This is a genomic window from Hydrogenophaga sp. 70-12 (genome assembly GCF_001897365.1).
GTDB classification, from domain to species: domain Bacteria; phylum Pseudomonadota; class Gammaproteobacteria; order Burkholderiales; family Burkholderiaceae_C; genus Hydrogenophaga; species Hydrogenophaga borbori.
Map to the genome: position 1 here is coordinate 1 of NZ_MKSS01000120.1, position 17,312 is coordinate 17,312.

The window sequence follows — 17,312 nt, forward strand, 5'->3', positions numbered from 1 at the left end:
GGCCCGGGGGCGTGGCCGCGCGCGGGGCCGCGGGCGTGGCGCCGGTCCACTCGTGGGCCACGGTGCCCTGCGGGAACTGGTAGGGGCCGGGGTCCTTGTAGTCGCCGGGCTTCTGGTCCTTGCGCACCTTGAACACGCTGAACATGCCGCCCATTTCGATGGGCCCGAACTGGCCGGTGCCGGTCATCATGGGCGCTGTGTTGTCGGGAATGGGCATCTGCATCTCGCCCATGTCGGCCATGCCGCGTTCGCCCATCACCATGTAGTCGGGCGCCACGCGCTGGATCTTGTTCACCAGCCCCCGGTGGTCCACGCCGATCATGGTGGGCACCTCGTGGCCCATGGCGTTCATGGTGTGGTGGCTCTTGTGGCAATGGAAGGCCCAGTCGCCTTCCTCGTCGGCGATGAGCTCGATCTGGCGCATCTGGCCGACGGCCACGTCGGTGGTCACCTCGTACCAGCGGGTGGCGGGCGGCGTGGGGCCGCCGTCGGTGCCGGTCACCAGGAACTCGTGCCCGTGCAGGTGGATGGGGTGGTTGGTCATCGTCAGGTTGCCCACGCGGATGCGCACGCGATCGTTCAGGCGCACGTTGAGCGTGTCGATGCCTGGGAAGATACGACTGTTCCAAGCCCAGATGTTGAAGTCGGTCATGGTGTTGACCTTGGGCGTCTTGCTGCCGGGCTCGACGTCGAAGGCGTTGAGCAGGAAGCAGAAGTCGCGGTCGACGTCGCTGATGTGGGGATGCTTGCCTTTGGGGTGCGTGACCCAGAAGCCCATCATGCCCATGGCCATCTGCACCATCTCGTCGGCGTGCGGGTGATACATGAAGGTGCCGGGGCGACGTGCCTCAAACTCGTAGACGAAGGTCTTGCCCACTGGAATGGCGGGCTGGTTCAAGCCGCCGACGCCATCCATGCCGCTGGGCAGGCGCTGGCCGTGCCAATGGATGGTGGTGTGCTCGGGGAGCTTGTTGGTTACGAAGATGCGCACGCGGTCGCCCTCAACGACCTCAATGGTCGGTCCAGGGCTTTGTCCGTTGTAGCCCCACATATTGACTTTGAAGCCGGGCGCCATCTCGCGCACCACGGGCTCGGCCACCAGGTGGAACTCCTTCACGCCATTGTTCATGCGCCAGGGGAGGCTCCAGCCATTGAGCGTGACCACCGGGTTGTATGGGCGCCCGGTATTGGGAACAAGAGGTGCCGCTGTGTCAACAGAGGTCTGGATGACGGGCTCGGGGAGGGCGGCCAGCGCCGATCGTGCAACGGTGAGACCGGCCATGGTGGCGGCGGCGCCCGCGAAGAATTGACGTCGATTGCTCATTTTTTGGATGGTTTGTTGGGTTCAATGTCCGGCGGCAGCAGCGCCCTCACCGGCAGGTGCGCCCGGTGTGACGAAGGACGTGGGTTCTCCGCCTTGAAGTACCCACAGCAGGTCGGTTTCCGCAAACCAGTAGTCGCGTACCGCGTTCACGGTGTTGCGCTGCGCCTGGGCGCGGGCCTGAACTTCGCTGAGCAGTTCCCACACGCTCTTGAGCATGCCGTTGTACTGAAGCACGCTTTCGTCGACGATCAGGTTGCGTTGGGTCATCACCTCGTTGCGGTACGCGCGAGCGACGCCCAACGTGACCTCCCACGCACCAACGGCGAGATCGAAGTTGGTTTTTGCTTTGGTTTGATTCACGACAGGCAGCTGAGCGGAGATCTCTCTCAGCTCGGCATTCAGACGCTCGCCGCTCGGCAGATCTTTGGGCAGATCGGGCAGCGTGTCGGGCAGATCCAACCGCTGATACACGCCGTTGAGGCGCAGCAGTTTCAACAACGCTTGTTCCGATTGCGCCGCTGCGACACGGGCCTGAAGAAGCGCCGTCTTCTCCGCGGAGAGCCCCAATTCGACGCGGCTTTGCTGGTACGCACTCCAGTTGCCCACTTTGACCATGCGACGCCCCAGTTCGGTGGCCGCCTGCGCGGCGTCGAGCGATTCCTGTTGCAGGCGCAGCGCCTGTTTCGCCGCCACGGCGCTCAGCCATGCCTTGCGGGCATCCACCGCGACGTCCAGCAATTCGTCGAACCCGCCCACACGGCGCTGGTGACGCGCATCGACGTCCAGCCATTGCCCAGTTGCAATGCGGTCAGCGTTCTCCTGACCCAATCGGGACATCACGCTGCGAAGTTCAAGGTGTGGCTTCCAGGCCGCGCGAACAACGCTCTCCATCGTCGGCAGCGGGAAGCCGGGTTCGAGCTTCGGCTCGGCAACTGGCGCAGGGGCGTTTTGCGCCTCCCACTTGAGGATGTCGGCGTGCCCTCGTTTGAACTGGCCGACCGCGTCGTTCGCAGAGCGCCAGTCCGACGCCTGTTCGGCTGCGGTGCTTTGCGCGGCAACCAAGCCCGCGGACGCCATCGCCGCGAGGAGGACCAACCCCCGCGTTTTCCATCGAACTCTCTTCACGTGGACTCCTTTGCTGATCGATGAGGGCATTGTTCTGACTGCCCGCACACAGGCGTCTGTCCGTTTCATTACAGATTTGTCATGTTGGGTCTGCACAAACGGCGTGGCAAACTGCCAATGATCGGAGTCGAGTAGCGTGAAGATCCTCATCATCGAAGACGAAGCCCACACGGGCGAATACCTCAAGCAAGGGCTGAGGGAGGCTGGATACTTCTGTGAGTTGGCCCGCAACGGTGTCGACGGATTGCACGAGGCCACCGAGGGCGACTACGGCCTCGTGATCCTGGATGTCATGTTGCCAAGCATCGACGGTTGGTCTGTGCTGAGCTCTTTGCGGCGCAAGAAGAGCCAGTTGCCGGTGCTGTACCTGACCGCCCGAGACAGCGTGGAGGATCGCGTCAAAGGCCTGGAGCTGGGCGCCGACGATTACCTGATCAAACCGTTTTCTTTCTCCGAGTTGCTTGCCCGCATCAAGACGCTGCTAAGGCGTGGCGGCCAAATTCAAGATACGACGTCCTTGCAGATCGCAGACTTGCAGTTGGACCTTGTCCGTCGCCGCGTCACGCGGTCAGGTCGGCGCGTAGACCTGACCGCCAAGGAGTTCGGGCTACTGGAGCTCTTCATGCGACGCCGCGGTGAGGTCCTTCCTCGGACGCTGATTGCGTCGCTGGTGTGGGACATCAATTTCGACAGCGACAGCAATGTGATCGACGTGGCGGTGCGGCGACTGCGCGCCAAGATCGACGATGGCTTCGACACCAAGCTCCTGCAGACGGTGCGAGGCATGGGCTACGTTCTCGACGAACCCGATCACTGATTGCAGGCAAGCATGTCACTCACCGCGCGTCTGACCATTCTGTTCGCGGGTGTTGTTGCGCTCGTTTTGGCCGGTTTCTCGACGCTCGTGTTTCGGGAAACAAGCGCGCATTTCATCGAACTGGATCGCTCGCTGTTGATGAGCAAGGTGCACCTTGTGGAAGAAGCGGTTCAGGCGAGCCAAACCGAGGACGATTTGCGCCGTCGACTGGCCACGAGCACACATGGTCATGACGGCCTGTACCTTCGGGTCAGCGGCCATTCAGGCGTGCTGCTGGAGCAGGGCGACCTCAGCATGCCCGATGCCGTGCGGGAAGGTTTGGAGACAAGTCTCCAAGGCCTGGCCTGGCGTGACACCAATGGCAGCCTGTACGCCCAGCGCTTCGTGCTGGATTTGGGCGCCGACGCGCCCGGGCAGATATCGGTGACCGCGGCCGTCGATACGAGCCATCACCGGCACTTTCTCGATGACTTGACGCTCAAGATCGCGGGCTACGCGTTGGTCGCCGTGTTGGCCGGCACCTTGCTAGGGTGGATGGCAAGCCGAGGCGGCCTCAAGCCATTGACAGCCATGAAGGCGCGAGCTGAGCGCCTGAGCGCCCAGCACCTGGCCGAGCGCATGCCCGCCGAGAGTGTCCCTCGGGAAATGCGCGAACTGGCCCTGTCGCTCAACAACATGCTGGATCGCCTGCAAGCCGACTTCGAGCGCCTCAGCGCGTTTTCATCGGACCTGGCTCATGAGATGCGCACGCCCGTGAGCAATTTGCTGACCGCTGCGCAGGTCACGCTCGCACAGCAGCGAACGCCGCAGGACTATCGCAGCAGCCTGGCCACCATATCGGAAGAACTTCAGCGTCTGGCGCGCACGATTTCCGACATGTTGCTGTTGGCCAAGACCGAAAACTTGCATGAATTGCCTTTGCGCGAACCTGTGGACCTGGTGGCAGAGGCCCGGTCAATCGTGGAGTTCTACGAGGCTGTGGCCAGCGAAAAGTATCTGACCATCGGTGTCGATGGCGTCGGCGAAGTGGCGGGCGACCGATTGATGATTCGCCGTGCCATCAGTAATCTGCTCTCCAACGCCGTGCGGCACGCCGATGCTGGCTCTACCGTGTCGATTGTGGTGAGACCATCCGATACCGGTGTAGTGCTGGCGGTCAGCAACCTCGGTCCGCATATTCCGGTTGCATCCCACCAGCAGCTTTTTGATCGCTTCGTGCGCCTGAGCCCCGGCCGAAGCCGGGACGCTTCCGAGGGGGTGGGCTTGGGGCTTCCCATCACCAAGGCCATCATGCACGCTCACCACGGCGAGGTGACGGTGCGCTCCGCAGACGGGGTCAACACGTTCGCGCTCGAGTTCACGACCCGCTAGCGCGATCGCCAGGAATGGGGTCAGTGGTTGCTGTGCCCCTTGCTTAGCAGATACGACAGGCGTGCGACCTCGTTGCTCGTGACGGGGACCTGCTTGTCACTCGCCGTCAGAAGTGTCGCGCCCGCGCGCAGATACTCGGCTCGGCCGAAGCGATCTTCCTTGGCCATCTTGCCGTCCTTGAACAGGTAGAGGGCGCCGCCATCCTTGAGTGGCGTGACCTCGGCAGCGGCCTGGCGCGCGGCGTCGCCTGCAAAAACAGAGGCGCTGGCAAACAGCAGCGCGGCAATGACAAACTGGGATTTCATGGCGTTTCCTTGCTGATGCCCGGGGTGCTGCTGCACGCCCCGGGGTACGTGAGTACGCCGCCACGATAGGGCGCCGGCCATGACGCCATCCCTGCAAGCCCATTACATCTTCGTCAGGTGCTCCGCTGGACGCCATATCCGGCTCAGCAGCCGGAGCGCAGTCAAAAGGCGTTACCAATCAACGACGCCAAACTCAGGATCATCGTCTGGGCCGCGCTCAAGGAGAAAGCAACCCGCCCGTCAACGGGTACAGAACACCTGCCGCCACCGCAACGCCCTACGTTTTGTGCAGATGGTTCCTGTTGAATACGCCAGCTGACGGTTCGCTGAACGTACCGCGGGACAACCAGTGACGTGCGTTATCGAATACAGAAGTGCTTCCATCTCCAGATCCAACGTCGAGATGGCTGAGGATGGTGTCTGATCTCCCGAAATGGGAGTCAGCGACCCGCTGGCCTCCATCCACCTATCCTTTTCCGGATACACCCTGGCGGCGAACGACTTCGCGGCGCTTGCACCCCGCCTCGGGGCTTGATGAGACATGCCTGAGATTTCCGAAGAAAATCCTAGAATGCAGCCCATGCGTTGGCTTGTCACGCTGCTGATTTGCCTGTCCCTGCCTCTGCAGGGCGCATGGTCTTGGGCGGCGCCCGTCGAACCGTGCCCGACGGAGGGCATGGTGATGGCATCCGGCGCGATGGCCGACGACGCGGGCCCTGGCGCTGTGCCCGATTGCTGCAACGACGAGGCCACCTTCCTGAAAACCGGTCAGCCTTGCAAGACCGGCGTGGACTGTGGTGCGCCCATGGCCAGCGTGCCGTCAGGCGGTTTGTCGGCTGCACCCGCTCTGCAGACAACCCGCCATCTCGCCCTCAACGTCGCCGGACCACCCTCATCCGCGCGTTCCGCCATCTGGCGGCCCCCCTCCCTCGGCTGAACCCCTCAGCACCGTCTTGCCGCTGCGCAAGGGTCGGTGCGGTGATCGACCGGGCCCGATCCGGTCCAGCTGGTTCAGGAGGTGACCCATGTCTCGTTTCTTGTGCGGTCCGTGCGGGCCGTCCTGGCGTTCGCGCGGCCCCGGTGCGCTGGCACTCGTGTTCGTGTTTGTGCTTGGCTTGTCCGTGCCGATGGGTCTGCGCGCGCAGGCGCCATCGGGCATCGACCGCAGTGCGGCGATGGCCGCGGCGTTGCAGCGCTCGGGCCTGCTCAAGGCGTTACAGGCCGAGACCCGTGCTGCGCGCGAGATGGCGGTGGCGGCCGCGCAGCGGCCTGACCCGGTGTTGCGCCTGTCGCTGGACAACCTGCCGGTCAACGGCGCCGATCGCTGGCGCACAACGCGCGACTTCATGACCATGCGCTCCATCGGCATCGCCCAGGCGCTGCCGGGACGTGACAAGCGCGAGGCGCGCGCTCGCTGGTATGAGCGCGAGGCCCAAGCGGCTCACGCCCGACATCGCGAGCAGGCCACCGAGGTGCTGCGCCTGACGTCGGTGGCCTGGTTCGCATTGCGGGCCGCGCAGCAGCGCCTGGGCTTGCTGGCCGCGCAGCGCGAGTCCTTGCAGCGGCAAGTGCTGGCCGCCGAAGCCGCAGCGCGCTCGGGCCGCGGCACGCCGAGTGACTTGCTCGCTGCGCGCGATGCGCTCTGGCGGCTCGAGCAACTTCGCATCGAAGCCGATGCCCGCGAGCGCGTCGCGCGCCAGGCACTGGAGCGATGGACGGGGGTGCAGGGGCAGATCACGCTCGGCGAGCCGCCTCGGCTGGACGAAGCGGCGTGGGTCGAAGAGCCCTCGCGCCGCTGGCTCGATGAGCATCCCGCTGTGCAGGCCTTGCAGGCGCGTGCCGAGGTGGCGCGTGCGGCCGCCGACCTGGCCCACCTGGAGCGCGATCCCGACTGGAGTGTGGAACTGATGCTCAGCCAGCGCGGCAGCGCCTACAGCGACATGCTGTCGGTGGGTGTGTCGATTCCGCTTGCGAGTAACCGTGCGCGGCGTCAGGATCGTGAACTGTCGGCACGCCTGGCCGAGGCCGACGCGCGCGACGCCGAGGTCGATGAAGCGCGCCGTGTCAGTGAACTGGAGATCGCCGAGTGGCAGCAAGCCCTTGCCGCGGCGTTGGCGCAGCTCGAGCTGATTGATCGCGAACGCCTTCCGCTGGCGCGACAGCGCGTCGTGGCCTCAATGGCCGCTTACCGCGCCGGCACCTTGTCGCTGCGTGAGCTGCTGGCCGCCCAGGAGGCTGCCGTGGTCCTGTCGATCGAACGCATCGACGTGGAACTGGATGCGGCGCGCCCATGGTCGGCGCTGGACGCCCTGCGATCGACGACCCCGGCCGCGTCCAATACCCAAGCGAGGTGAACCCATGAAGCCGTTCTTTTCATCGACGCGTGCGCGCTGGATAGCCTGCGCTGCCACCTTTGCCTTGCTGGTCGGGGTGGGCATTGCCGCCTGGCAATCGGGCGTGCGCAGTGGTGTGCGCATGGGCGTCTCGGCTGAACCTCGGAGCACAGCCGACGACGCGCTGTCCAAACCGGGGGCTTCGACCGCCGTTGAGGCGATGTCGGACCCGTCCACGTGGACGATTTCGCAGGGCGAGGACGCCACGCGGCGCCACATGCGCGATGGCCTCAAGGCCGGCGACCTGGACCCAGCCACGGGGCGCCGGATCCTGAACTACCACGACCCCATGGTGCCGGGCAGGAACTTCGATGCGCCCGCCAAGTCGCCCTTCATGGACATGATGCTGGTGCCACGCTACGCCGGTGCCGAGGGATCGGACACCGGTACCGTGACGGTGAGCCCGCGCATCCAGCAGAACCTGGGCTTGCGCACCGCCGTGGTGGAGGCCGGGGCCTTGTCCGCCGAGGTGACAGCGGTGGGCAGCATCGCGTGGAACGAGCGCGACCAGACCACGGTGACGAGCCGCGCCAACGGCTTTGTGGAGAAGCTGCACGTGCGCGCCACCTTCGATCGCGTGGCCGCCGGCGCGCCCCTGTTGGATGTGTACGTGCCCGACTGGGTGGCCGCGCAGGAGGACCTGCTGGCCATCTCGCGCATGCAGGGCAGTGGGCTGGACACGCTGCGCGAGGCCGCGCTGCAGCGCATGCGCCAGGCCGGCATGTCACCTGCCCAGATCGACCTCGTGCAACGCACCGGTGTGCTGCAGGCGCGCTTCACGCTGCGCGCGCCGCAAGCCGGCGTGGTGACCGCGCTGATGGTGCGCGAGGGCGCGACGGTGATGCCCGGCACACCTCTGATGACCGTGCAGGGCACGGCCACGGTGTGGGCCGAGGCCGAGGTGCCCGAGAGCCAGAGCGCCGAGCTGATGCCCGGGATGGCGGTCAGCGCCACCAGCCCGGCCGTGCCGCGCCAGACCTTTGAGGGGCGATTGCAGGTCCTGCTGCCGCAGGTGGAGCCGACCACCCGCACGCTCAAGGCGCGGCTGGAGTTGCCCAACCCCGGCGCGCGGCTGGTGCCCGGCATGCTGGTGCAGATGCGCTTTGCGCGGCCGGCTGGCGACATGCGCCTGCTCGTGCCGGCCGATGCGGTCATCCGCACCGGGCAGCGCAGCGTGGTGATGCTGGCGGAGGCCGACGGGCGATTCCGTCCGGTGCAGGTGCAGACCGGGCGCGAGGCTGGCGATCAGGTCGAGGTCATCGCCGGCCTGCAGGCCGGACAGCGCGTGGTCCGCTCGGGGCAGTTCCTGATCGACTCGGAGGCCAGCTTGCGCGGTCTGGAGGCCAGACTGAACCAGGGCACGGAACCCGCCCCGCCGGCACCGCAAAGCCACCGCACCGACGCAGTCATCAATGCGCTGGAAGGCGACACGGTCACGCTGACTCACCCGCCCGTGCCGTCGCTGAACTGGCCCGAGATGACGATGGACTTCAAGCTGCCGCCGCGCGAGCGCCAGCCACGCGATCTGGGCTTGGGCGAGCGCGTGCAGATCGAATTCCAGATGCAGGACGGCGACGTTCCGCAAATCACCGACCTGCAGCGCGTCGCGCCCGGGGCAACGCGATGATTGCCCGGCTCATCCGCTGGAGCATCGCCAATCGCGTGCTCGTGCTGGTCGCCACGGTGATCGTCACGGCATGGGGCGTGCTCGCCTTGCAGCGCACGCCGCTGGACGCATTGCCCGACCTGTCCGATACCCAGGTCATCGTGCGCACCACCTGGCCCGGGCAGGCGCCGCAGCTGGTGGAGAACCAGGTGACCTACCCGCTGACCACCACCATGCTGTCGGTGCCGGGCGCCAAGGCGGTGCGCGGCTACTCGATGTTCGGCGACAGCTTCGTGTACGTGCTGTTCGACGACGGTGTGGATCCTTACTGGGCACGCTCGCGCGTACTGGAGTACCTGAACCAGGCCCAGGCGCGCCTGCCCGCCAACGCCCGCTCCAGCATCGGGCCCGACGCCACCGGCGTGGGCTGGATCTACCAGTACGCGCTGATCGACCGCACCGGCCAGCAGGACGTGGCACAGCTGCGTGCGCTACAGGACTGGTTCCTGCGCTTCGAGCTTAAGACCGTGGCTGACGTGGCCGAGGTCGCCAGCATCGGGGGCATGGTGCGCCAGTACCAGATTGTGCTCGACCCCGACCGACTGCAGGCCTACCGCATCACGCCGGCCATGGTGAGCGATGCCGTAGGCCGAGCCAACCAGGAAGCCGGCGGTTCGGTGCTCGAGCTGGGCGAGGCCGAGTACGCGGTACGCGCCAGCGGCTACCTGCGCACGCTCGACGACTTCCGCGCGATACCGCTGTTGACCACACCGGCTGGCGTGTCGGTGCGGCTGGGCGACGTGGCGCGCGTGCAGACCGGCCCCGAGATGCGGCGCGGCATCGGCGAGCTCGACGGCGAGGGCGAAGCAGTGGGCGGCATCGTGGTGATGCGTTCGGGCAAGAACGCGCTGAGCACCATCGCCGCCGTAAAGGCCCGGCTGGCAGAACTTCAGCGCGGTCTTCCGGCGGGCGTGGAGATTGTGCCGGTGTACGACCGCTCCGGTCTGATCGAGCGCGCGGTGGACAACCTCACCACCAAACTGATCGAGGAATTCATCGTGGTCGGGCTGGTCTGCCTGGCCTTCCTTTTCCACGTGCGCAGCGCGCTGGTGGCCAGCGTGACGCTGCCGCTGGGCGTGCTGGTCGCTTTCATCGTGATGCAGCAGCAAGGCATCAATGCCAACGTGATGTCGCTGGGCGGCATCGCGATCGCCATCGGCGCCATGGTGGACGCGGCCATCGTGATGATCGAGAACGCGCACAAGCACCTGGAACGCTGGGGCCAGGCCCACCCGGGGCAGACGCTGCAGGGCGAGGCGCGCTGGCGGCTGATGGGCAAGGCCGCTGCCGAGGTCGGGCCCGCGCTGTTCTTCTCGCTGCTCATCATCACGCTGAGCTTTGTGCCGGTGTTCACGCTGCAGGCGCAGGAGGGGCGCCTGTTCTCGCCGCTGGCCTACACCAAGACCTACGCCATGGCGGCCTCGGCCGCTCTGGCGGTCACGCTCATCCCGGTGCTCATGGGCTACCTCATCCGAGGGCGCATACCGGCCGAACACCGCAACCCGATCAACCGCGCGCTCATCGCCGTGTATCGGCCCATGCTGGACGCGGTGCTGGCCTGGCCCCGGCTCACGCTGGGGGTGACGGCGCTGCTGCTGGTCGCGAGCCTGTGGCCGCTGCAGCGCATCGGCAGCGAGTTCATGCCGCCGCTGGACGAGGGCGACCTGCTGTACATGCCCACCGCGCTGCCCGGCCTCTCGGCGGCCAAGGCGGCCGAGCTTCTGCAGCAGACCGACCGGCTCATCAAGACCCTGCCCGAGGTGCAGAGCGTGTACGGCAAGGCCGGGCGCGCCGACACCGCCACCGACCCCGCGCCGCTGGAGATGTTCGAGACCACCATCCAGTTCAAGCCGCGCGCGCAGTGGCGCGCCGGCATGACCCCCGACCGGCTGGTGGAAGAGCTCGACCGCACGGTGCGCGTGCCGGGGCTCTCGAACATCTGGGTGCCGCCCATCCGCAACCGCATCGACATGCTGGCCACCGGCATCAAGAGCCCCGTGGGCGTGAAGGTGGCGGGCCCCGACCTGGCCACCATCGACCGGCTCACCGGGCAGATCGAGCGCGCGGTGAAACCCGTGCCCGGCGTGAGCAGCGCGCTGGCCGAACGGCTCACGGGCGGGCGCTACATCGACATCGACATCGACCGCGAGGCCGCCGCGCGTTACGGTCTCAACATCGCCGACGTTCAAGCCGTGGTGGAAAGCGCTGTGGGCGGCATGGTGATCGGCGAGGTGGTCGAAGGCCTGCAGCGCTACAGCATCAACCTGCGCTACCCCGCCGAACTGCGCGACTCGCTGCCCAGGCTGCGCGCCCTGCCCATGGTCACGCCCGTGGGGCAGCGCCTGGTGCTGGGCGACGTGGCCGACCTGCGCGTCAACGACGGCCCGCCCATGCTGCGCAGCGAGAACGCGCGCCTGGCCGGTTTCGTGTACGTGGATGTGCGCGGCCGCGACCTGCGCGGCGCGGTGCTCGACATGCAGCAGGCGGTGGCGGCGCAGGTGTCGCTGCCGCCCGGCTATTCGGTGTCGTGGTCGGGCCAGTTCGAGTTCCTGGAGCGCGCCAGCGCGCAGCTCAAGGTGGTGGTGCCGTTCACGCTGCTCATCATCTTCGTGCTGCTGTACCTCACCTTCGGCCGCATGGACGAGGCCCTGCTCATCATGGCCACGCTGCCGTTCGCACTCGTCGGCGGCGTCTGGCTGCTGTGGATGCTCGGCCACAACCTGTCGGTGGCCAGTGCGGTGGGCTTCATCGCGCTGGCCGGCGTGGCCGCCGAGTTCGGCGTGATCATGCTGGTGTATCTGAAGCAAGCCTGGAGCGATCGGCTGTCGCAGGGCCGCGGCGATGGCGAAGCCCTGCTGGAGGCCATCCGCGAGGGGGCCGTGCTGCGCGTGCGGCCCAAGGCCATGACCGTGGCGACCATCGTGGCCGGCCTGCTGCCGATCCTGTGGAGCAGCGGCACCGGCAGCGAGGTGATGCAGCGCATCGCCGCTCCGATGGTCGGCGGCATGATCAGCGCGCCGCTGTTGTCGCTGTTCGTGGTGCCGGTGGTCTACCGACTGCTACGTGGGAGGTAGAGTGGGCTGCTGCCGGTTTCATAGACACCTTGTTGAGGTTGAAGATGAAATCAGAGGCCGCCCAACTCTCGTTACTCTTGCGCCTGGGGACGCGGACGCCATGACAGGCGATGTCTCTGATTTGTCGTACGTCGCAGGATTGCACTCAGGAACCAGGCTGCGACAGCCCGACAACCTCTCGGGCCAGCGCGAAGCCGTATTCCCACGCATCCTCAAGCTTGGGCACCTTTGGCCTCTGACGGCGTCTATACCGTTGCAGCTGTTGTATCGGCTGCGCAGCTCCCAACCCTGGAGGACAACATGGAATGCTGTGAACCTCGTCTTCACGCGGGTATCGCCTGCTGTGTGAACCTCGATTCCTCGGCGACAGAGGCACGGCGCGCTCGCTTTTCCTTCTGGCCCCGCTTGTCAGGTGTGTCCAGTCGATTGATTAAGGCACTGGCGACATGGCGACTTGAAAAGAACCAGGCGCGGCACGAGGCTCAGCATCTTGCCTACCTCGACTCAGCCGCGTTGAACGACATGAGGCTCAGCAGCGCCATGTTGCGAGATCTTGGTGTTGAACGAATGGTCTCGGATCGCCAAGGCCGAAGCAGTTTCCCCTTCTGATGTGCGCGCAGCGACTCGCATTAGCGGGTTGCTGGCGATCCTCCAACTCCCGGCAGCGGCGTGCCCTGCGCTGCTGCACCACTTCTCCATACTTCTGCGAGCAAACACCATGAGCCCATCCCGACCCGTCGCGCACAGCAGCATGCCCTGCTGTACCACTGTGATCCGTACACAGGGACACAACTTCTCGGCGCGAATCGCCCGCCGCTTCAATGAACTGCTGGACCAGCTGGTGGCATGGCGTTGCCGCCTGCATGAGGGTCGGTACCGTCCGGGTAAGCCCCGGCATCCGTTCTGAAACGTCACTGTGCCGGGCTGCGATGATGGGGTCCATGCAGCAATTCGATGTGATCGTCATCGGTGGGGGTCAGGCCGCCTTGTCGGCCGGTTATTTTCTTCGCCGCAGTGGCCGCAGCTTCGTGATCCTCGATGCTGAAGAGGGGGCCGGCGGTGCCTGGCGTCATACTTGGCGATCCCTTCGCCTGTTCTCGCCGGCCACGTGGAGCTCCCTGGCTGGTTGGCCGATGCCGGCGGGCAGCGATCGCTACCCGACGCGAGACGAAGTACTCGACTATCTGCGTCGTTACGAAGAGCGGTACGAGCTGCCTGTGCGGCGACCGGTCACTGTCCAATCTGTCGAACGCACAGACAGCGGATGGCTTGTGCACGCTGACCAGGGCGACTGGCAGGCTGCGGCCCTGATCAGCGCTACCGGCAACTGGCGACACCCGCACGTTCCAGACTACAAGGGGATTGACGGGTTTCGGGGCGCCCAGATCCATTCCGCACAATATTTGGAACCTGATGCTTTCGCTGACCTGCGCGTTTTGATCGTCGGCGGCGGCAATTCAGGCGCACAGATTCTGGCTGAGGTTTCGCAGCATGCTCAGACGACATGGGTTACCGAGAGACCTCCTGTATTTTTGCCCGACAACGTGGATGGCGGTGTGCTGTTTCAGCGCGCCACTGAACGCTGGAGGGCCCAACAGGCCGGGCGTCCAGTGGACGACCTCCCGGGGGGTTTTGGCGATATCGTGATGGTGGCTTCCGTTGTGGAGGCCCGTTCGCGAGGGGTGCTCAGCGCGCGTGAGCCATTCGATTGCTTCACTGAGCGAGGCGTGCGCTGGCGTGACGGATCGGAGTCGGACTTTGATGCGGTTATCTGGTGCACTGGTTTTCGGCCTGCGCTGGATCACCTGCGGTCGCTGGGCCTGATTGATGCTCAGGGCAAGGTCGCTGTGAACGGCACTCGTAGCCTGCTTGAGCCACGGCTGTGGCTGGTGGGCTACGGTGAATGGACCGGCATGGCGTCAGCCACGCTGGTCGGTGTCATGCGAAGTGCGCGCAGCACGGTTGACGAGATCAACGCGATGCTTGCAGGGCTATCGCCTCAGTCTGGCTGAGACTCGTTGGTCTCGCTGGTGAAGAGCGCCGGCAGAAACCGCTCGAACTGTCCCACTTCTTCAATGTTATGGCGTATCCATGCGTTGGCGCGCGCAGTGTTGAAAACGAATCGGCGCAACAGGACATTGAGTGGCTTGGCCAGCTTCGAGGGGAAGCCGATCGTGAGACTGTTGGCGTAGCGCGTGCCTTCGGGGACTGGCGCGAAGCAATAGTCCATGGCCGCCACCTGCAGCCCGAACCACCGCGGCCGGTGTCCGAAGCCCCGTTCATCGAGCCGCACGATGTCGCTGCGTGCGTTGCCCTTGTAGCGGGGATTGCCGCCAAACATCTCGACGATGTGTAGCTGCGCGCCGACCCCGACGCTGCCGTCAGCGAGGCGGCGCGTGTAGGAGACGGCGATGTGGTCACGCGGATGCCACACGTGGTAGCGTGACACGTGCTGCTCCTCGAACTCCATGTGTCCTTCAAGGTGGCGAAACCACCAGGCAAGCATGGTCGGTGTGACACCGTGCAGGGTCTCGTGCTCGATCCAGCATCGCAACCGGCCATCCGGCAAAACTTCAATGCCGCTGCTCGCGCTGTCGACGGGTTTCGGGTTCCAGGAGATGGTCATGTGCGGGCTCAAGGAAACTGCACCAGCGGTCCTGCTGGCGTTCTGCCCGGCGGCACATAGGCGGGGGCTGGCTCACCGGCCGGTCCTGCGGCCTTGATGTATCGGTAGATGGCGCGCAGATCGCTGTCGGACATGGCGCGCAGGTTGAACCACGGCATGGGCGGTCTGGGCTTCATGACCCGTGCATGGGTGATCCAGCGCTCTTCTGTCATGCCGGCAAAGTAGAGGCGAAGGTTGGTTGCGTAGGTGGTGCCCCAGGGGCCCTTCCAGCCCAACCGGTCGCCTGTCAGCCACTGTGCTTCGGCCAGCTTGCCTTCCGCCGCGTTGTAGCCTGCCGTGTGGCAGTCGTTGCAGCCGGTCGTCTGCACAAGGTAGCGCCCCAGGGCCACTATGTCGCGGGGGCGTTCAGGGGAGGGGCGTGAATCAAACGACTGCGCAGAGACGGTACTTGCCAGCAGCACTGTCGTGAAAACCAACGCAATGGCAAAGCGTCGAGTTGGTGTCATGGGATTCTTCCGCGAAGTTTCGTAGAGGCCGCGCATGGCGCCCCAGAATCCTTTGAACCCGAAGGGCGCCGCTTGGGGTGAGACGCTTCGCGGGCGCAAAGGTGGCAACGTTTTTCGGCCAGGGTCACTGGCGACGATCCGTTCGTGCGTTTGCGGTACGTCCTAGAACAGCAAATGCAGTGATTGCCGAAAAGGGCTCCCTATGCCTTGGGGAATCACGCACGCGATCAGCAGGCTCCCCCCCCCCGGTTCAGCCAAGCCCAGCCCACCCACAGCGTCAAGGCCCCGGCGAGCATCACGCCGGCGCAGACCAACTCGTCGGCGGCCACGTCAGGAATGCGCCGCGGCAGTTCTCGCACGGTGATCCGCCATGGATCAGTGAGTAAGCGCTGTGGACTTCTTGTCATGAGGCCGTCATGAAAGAAACTATAATTCTACGAATATTGAATTAATTGCCAGATTGCGGAGTCAGAGCTAACCCGGATATTTCACGCATGTAGCCAACGGCGTGCGCAGCGGGGCATCGCGGCGCGGATTTGAGCGAGCAAGGCCACGATGTTGGCCGCAGCCATGGGTGTGATGGTTGGCATGCGCAATGCTGTCGCAATGGCCCCTACCCCGGCTTGGGTTGCGGGCCGTTTTTGTGTCATCGCGCCGGCCAGGCGCTGCTGGTGTGTTCAGGGTGAGCGCAGCTGGCTCATGGCGTGCGCGAAGGTCTGCGCACTGGGCCAGTTGGAGGCCAGGTACAGGCGGATGCGCCGCGTGTTGCGCGTCACCACTGCCGCCACCTTGAGCAGCTTGATGCGCAGCGTGTCGATCTGCGCCGTGGCCAGCTCTGTGCCCTGCAACGCCAACGCGCGCAGCCTCTCTACCAGCACGTAGCCCAGCGCGGCCAACAGCATGCGCAGTTGGTTGGAGCGCAGCACATGGCAGCTCGTGCGCGTGGCGAACAGCCCTACCTGCGCTTCCTTGATCCGGTTCTCCGCCTCGCCGCGCTGGCAGTACACGCCGTCGTACAGCGCCTGGGGATCACCGGCAAGGTTTGTCACGATGAAGCGCGGGTTGCAGCCTTGCGCGCCCCATTCAAGCCGCGTGATCACGCGCCGCTCGTGCGGCCAGCTCTGTGCGGCGTAGTCGAATTCATCGACCATGCGCTGTTTGGCCCCGCTGCGCTCGTATTCGTCTTTCATTGAGAGTTCGGCAAACGCCACGCGCGCCTGCAGCCGTGCATTGCGCGCCAGACCCACGATGTAGTGCACGCCGGCGCGCTCGCACCAGTTCAGGATGCGTTGGCGGCAGAACCCGGAGTCGGCCCGAAACACGATGCGCACCTGCGGCCAACTCTGGCGCAGTCGGCGCACCAGCAGCTTGAGGATGGCCCCAGCGTGCTGCGCCGCATCGATGTTGCTGGGCCGCAAGTAGGCGCACAGCAGTTGCTGGCCACAGAACACGTACAGGGGCAGGTAGCAGTAGCTGTCGTAGTAACCATGGAAGAAGCGTGCCTCCTGCTGGCCGTGCAACGGGTTGTCGGTGGCATCAAAGTCCAGCACCAACTCTTCGGGCGCGCTCTCGAAGCTGGCGATGAACTGATTGACCAACACCTCGTGCAGCCGCCACGCCGTGGCACGGTCGGCCCATTTCTCCAGTCGGCAAAGCGTGGGCGCGCTGGCAATCTCGTGGTCCACGCCAACAGCCGTCTGCACAGCCACGTCACAGCGCAGAGCACCGTGGTCGTTGAGGTCTTCCCAGCCCAGCGCCAGGCCGTACACCCGCTGGCGCAACATGTCGCGCACGTCGTGCGTGATCAGTAGCGGATTGCGCGGATCGGCGATGCAGCGCGCCGCCGCATCCATCAAGCCCAGCTTGCGATCGACCTGGCCAAGCAGCATCACGCCACCATCGCTGGTCATGCTGCCGCCGTCAAAACACCCCTGCACCACGCGTCGGCCCAACCGGCCAAAGTCCATGCGCCCAACGTCAATTTCTTCGGTACAGTTTGGCTTCGGCATTGCCCGCTCGTTGATCAAGATTCGACACCTGGATTTTCGGGCACACAAGGGCAATGCCGTACTCGTTTGTGGCTCTACTACGGTGAAATATCCGGG

Annotated in this window: 13 protein-coding genes; 7 read left to right on the top strand and 6 right to left on the bottom strand. The window is 65.4% G+C overall.

All coding sequences use genetic code 11. The features are described from left to right. The coding region (locus BGO22_RS07650) for a multicopper oxidase family protein (protein WP_286849869.1) at positions 1 to 1,324 on the bottom strand (1,324 nt) is incomplete at its 3' end. A 21-nt stretch (positions 1,325 to 1,345) separates the two neighbouring features. Next, entirely contained in the window at positions 1,346 to 2,449 is a 1,104-nt protein-coding gene (locus BGO22_RS07655; RefSeq protein WP_286849871.1) for a TolC family protein, read from the bottom strand. Between the two features lie 136 nt (positions 2,450 to 2,585). Between BGO22_RS07655 and BGO22_RS07660 the strand changes: the two genes are divergently transcribed. Then, complete coding sequence (locus BGO22_RS07660) at positions 2,586 to 3,266, top strand: heavy metal response regulator transcription factor (protein WP_286849874.1); 681 nt, start codon at positions 2,586 to 2,588, stop codon at positions 3,264 to 3,266. Positions 3,267 to 3,278: 12 nt separating this feature from the next. Then, positions 3,279 to 4,637, top strand: coding sequence for a heavy metal sensor histidine kinase (locus tag BGO22_RS07665; RefSeq protein ID WP_286849877.1), 1,359 nt, complete (start codon positions 3,279 to 3,281; stop codon positions 4,635 to 4,637). Between the two features lie 20 nt (positions 4,638 to 4,657). On the opposite strand, the gene BGO22_RS07670 is transcribed toward BGO22_RS07665, so the two are convergent. Then, positions 4,658 to 4,942, bottom strand: coding sequence for a CopK family periplasmic copper-binding protein (locus tag BGO22_RS07670; RefSeq protein ID WP_070400929.1), 285 nt, complete (start codon positions 4,940 to 4,942; stop codon positions 4,658 to 4,660). A gap of 541 nt (positions 4,943 to 5,483) precedes the next feature. Between BGO22_RS07670 and BGO22_RS07675 the strand changes: the two genes are divergently transcribed. From BGO22_RS07675 to BGO22_RS07695, 5 genes are all read left to right on the top strand, one after another. Further along, on the top strand, positions 5,484 to 5,879 hold the full coding sequence (locus BGO22_RS07675; protein ID WP_166228575.1) for a hypothetical protein: 396 nt from the start codon (positions 5,484 to 5,486) through the stop codon (positions 5,877 to 5,879). Positions 5,880 to 5,967: 88 nt separating this feature from the next. After that, positions 5,968 to 7,296 carry a TolC family protein gene (locus tag BGO22_RS07680; protein WP_166228573.1) on the top strand — a complete coding sequence of 443 codons (1,329 nt, stop codon included), beginning with the start codon at positions 5,968 to 5,970 and terminating at the stop codon, positions 7,294 to 7,296. A 4-nt stretch (positions 7,297 to 7,300) separates the two neighbouring features. Then, the gene (locus BGO22_RS07685; protein ID WP_070400930.1) at positions 7,301 to 8,962 is read left to right on the top strand and encodes an efflux RND transporter periplasmic adaptor subunit; all 1,662 of its coding nucleotides are present in this window, start codon (positions 7,301 to 7,303) and stop codon (positions 8,960 to 8,962) included. Then, positions 8,959 to 12,075: an efflux RND transporter permease subunit gene (locus tag BGO22_RS07690; protein ID WP_286849884.1), complete on the top strand. Its 3,117-nt coding sequence runs from the start codon at positions 8,959 to 8,961 to the stop codon at positions 12,073 to 12,075. The genes BGO22_RS07685 and BGO22_RS07690 overlap by 4 nt, the downstream gene beginning before the upstream one ends. 941 nt (positions 12,076 to 13,016) lie before the next feature. After that, complete coding sequence (locus BGO22_RS07695) at positions 13,017 to 14,087, top strand: ArsO family NAD(P)H-dependent flavin-containing monooxygenase (RefSeq protein WP_205710661.1); 1,071 nt, start codon at positions 13,017 to 13,019, stop codon at positions 14,085 to 14,087. Here the strand turns inward: BGO22_RS07695 and BGO22_RS07700 are convergent. The 3 genes from BGO22_RS07700 to BGO22_RS07710 all read right to left on the bottom strand — a co-directional run bounded on the left by BGO22_RS07700 (position 14,075) and on the right by BGO22_RS07710 (position 17,216). Next, positions 14,075 to 14,701 carry a DAPG hydrolase family protein gene (locus BGO22_RS07700; RefSeq protein ID WP_166228569.1) on the bottom strand — a complete coding sequence of 209 codons (627 nt, stop codon included), beginning with the start codon at positions 14,699 to 14,701 and terminating at the stop codon, positions 14,075 to 14,077. The two genes, BGO22_RS07695 and BGO22_RS07700, sit on opposite strands and share 13 nt — an antisense overlap. Before the next feature lie 8 nt (positions 14,702 to 14,709). Beyond that, positions 14,710 to 15,243: a c-type cytochrome gene (locus BGO22_RS07705; RefSeq protein WP_240936409.1), complete on the bottom strand. Its 534-nt coding sequence runs from the start codon at positions 15,241 to 15,243 to the stop codon at positions 14,710 to 14,712. 641 nt (positions 15,244 to 15,884) lie between these two features. Continuing rightward, entirely contained in the window at positions 15,885 to 17,216 is a 1,332-nt protein-coding gene (locus BGO22_RS07710; protein ID WP_059400168.1) for an IS1380 family transposase, read from the bottom strand. Positions 17,217 to 17,312 lie beyond the last annotated feature (96 nt).

Excerpts from the sequence above, each read along its gene's own strand:
- BGO22_RS07675 (WP_166228575.1), top strand. The coding sequence starts at position 5,484 with ATGCCTGAGATTTCCGAAGAAAATCCTAGAATGCAGCCCATGCGTTGG.
- BGO22_RS07690 (WP_286849884.1), top strand. The coding sequence starts at position 8,959 with ATGATTGCCCGGCTCATCCGCTGGAGCATCGCCAATCGCGTGCTCGTG.
- BGO22_RS07685 (WP_070400930.1), top strand. The coding sequence starts at position 7,301 with ATGAAGCCGTTCTTTTCATCGACGCGTGCGCGCTGGATAGCCTGCGCT.
- BGO22_RS07665 (WP_286849877.1), top strand. The coding sequence starts at position 3,279 with ATGTCACTCACCGCGCGTCTGACCATTCTGTTCGCGGGTGTTGTTGCG.
- BGO22_RS07700 (WP_166228569.1), bottom strand. The coding sequence starts at position 14,701 with ATGACCATCTCCTGGAACCCGAAACCCGTCGACAGCGCGAGCAGCGGC.
- BGO22_RS07705 (WP_240936409.1), bottom strand. The coding sequence starts at position 15,243 with ATGCGCGGCCTCTACGAAACTTCGCGGAAGAATCCCATGACACCAACT.
- BGO22_RS07670 (WP_070400929.1), bottom strand. The coding sequence starts at position 4,942 with ATGAAATCCCAGTTTGTCATTGCCGCGCTGCTGTTTGCCAGCGCCTCT.
- BGO22_RS07710 (WP_059400168.1), bottom strand. The coding sequence starts at position 17,216 with ATGCCGAAGCCAAACTGTACCGAAGAAATTGACGTTGGGCGCATGGAC.
- BGO22_RS07695 (WP_205710661.1), top strand. The coding sequence starts at position 13,017 with ATGCAGCAATTCGATGTGATCGTCATCGGTGGGGGTCAGGCCGCCTTG.
- BGO22_RS07680 (WP_166228573.1), top strand. The coding sequence starts at position 5,968 with ATGTCTCGTTTCTTGTGCGGTCCGTGCGGGCCGTCCTGGCGTTCGCGC.